This is a genomic window from Marinobacter flavimaris, from assembly GCF_002933295.1.
GTDB lineage: Bacteria > Pseudomonadota > Gammaproteobacteria > Pseudomonadales > Oleiphilaceae > Marinobacter > Marinobacter flavimaris.
The window spans coordinates 1-1665 of the sequence record NZ_PSSW01000035.1 but is presented as its reverse complement, the minus strand read 5'-3'; the positions used below and the strand labels follow the sequence as shown (position 1 = coordinate 1665).

General features: G+C 56.8%; 1 protein-coding gene. It reads left to right on the top strand.

Annotated features, from left to right (window positions below):
* The first annotated feature begins 111 nt into the window (after nt 1–111).
* On the top strand, nt 112–1428 hold the full coding sequence (locus MDHKLMBL_RS20615) for an IS1380 family transposase (RefSeq protein ID WP_104272564.1): 1317 nt from the start codon (nt 112–114) through the stop codon (nt 1426–1428).
* Nucleotides 1429–1665 lie beyond the last annotated feature (237 nt).

Here is a 1665-nt window from a genome sequence, read left to right as displayed (position 1 = left end):
CCTGAATCCGTGACTTCACACGGTCTAATTTAATCCCCAGACCTGCAACCGCAAGGCCTGAGGCGATATAATCGCACCTGACATCCATTCACCCAGTCAGTGCACCGGCCCATGCGTACCTTCACCCTCCAGCAATCAAAGACCGAAGTCTACACTCCCCACGGCGGACTGGCTCTGGTGGGCCACTGCCTGAATCGGCACACGTCGCTGCCCCAAACCGCCCGCACCGTGGTCAAGCGTCACGGTATTCCGAACATCGACCTGATCCGGACCTATCTGGGCTTGATCACGCTCGGCAAGAGCGATTTCGAGGCCGTGGAGTCAGCGCGTACAGATCCCTTTTTTAAATCCGCCATGGGGATCAAACAATCGCCCTCCTCGGCCCGATTACGGCAGCGATTTGATGAAGATGCCCAGGCGCTCACGCCCTTATTGGAGGATGCCAGTTGTGAGTTTTTGACGTCCGTCGAAGCGCCGGTTTCTCCCCTGAAGATGGGGCATGTGGCCTTAGACATGGACGTTTTCCCTATGGATAACAGCCAGACGAGCAAGGAAGGCGTCAGTTACACCTACAAGGGGCACGACGGCTATGCGCCCATTGCTGCTTACCTTGGTCAGGAAGGCTGGTGTCTAGGGTGTGAACTGCGCCCCGGCAGCCAACACGCCAATAACGGTTTTTTGGAAACGTTGAAACGCGTCTTACCCCGGGCCCGGTCACTGACTGGTTCGCCCATCCTGCTGCGTCTGGACAGTGCCCACGATGCCCGCGACAACCGGGATTTTCTGAGTCAGCAAGAACAAGTGGATTTCCTGATCAAGTGGAATCCTCGTAAACAAGACCCTCTGGTCTGGGCCGACAAAGCTCAGGAGCAGCAAGTCTGGACGCTGGGCCGCTACGGCAAAATGGAAGCGGTTCTGTCGGAAGAGCTACCGGACGAACCCGGCATTCGCCGGATCGTCAAAGTGACGGTCCGTACCAGTGATGCGCAGGGCCAGTTATATCTGGAACCGGACGTCAGCCTGGAAGGCTGGGTGACATCGCTGCCAGTGAGTGTTGCCAGCAACCAGCAGGTTATAGACTTGTATTGCGATCATGCCACCAGTGAGCAGTTCCACAGTGAGTTCAAAACCGATCTGGATCTGGAGCGCTTGCCTTCAGGCAAATTCGCCACCAACAACTTGGTGATGACGTTTGCAACGCTGGGCTACAACGTACTGCGCTGGATGGGACTGAGGCTCACCGGCCCCGATGCACCTGTGCGCCACCCGGCCAAGCGCCGCCGCCTGAGAACCGTGATGCAGGAGCTGATGTACATGGCCTGTCGCCTGATCCACAGCAGTAGGCAACGGTTCCTGCGCTTTGGCCGCCATTGCCCGGGTTTTGCCGTTTACCGTGACCTCTATCGCGGTCTTGCGTCTCCCGGGTAGACAACCCGGATCGCTTCGTTGCTTGATCTCACCCCGATCATCTTGTTGGGCAGATCGCCCGTGCCTGAGAGTTACAGCTTGATCAATATTCGGCCAAAGCAAGACCGGTTTGCAGGTGTTTCAATCGGTAAACTGACAGTCGTGCTCTCAACATAACCGGACTGGCTTCAAAAATGAGTTAGGCGTGAGCCAACCAAGGCTCAGGGTGCTATATTCGAGCGGAGTCACTGATTCAGG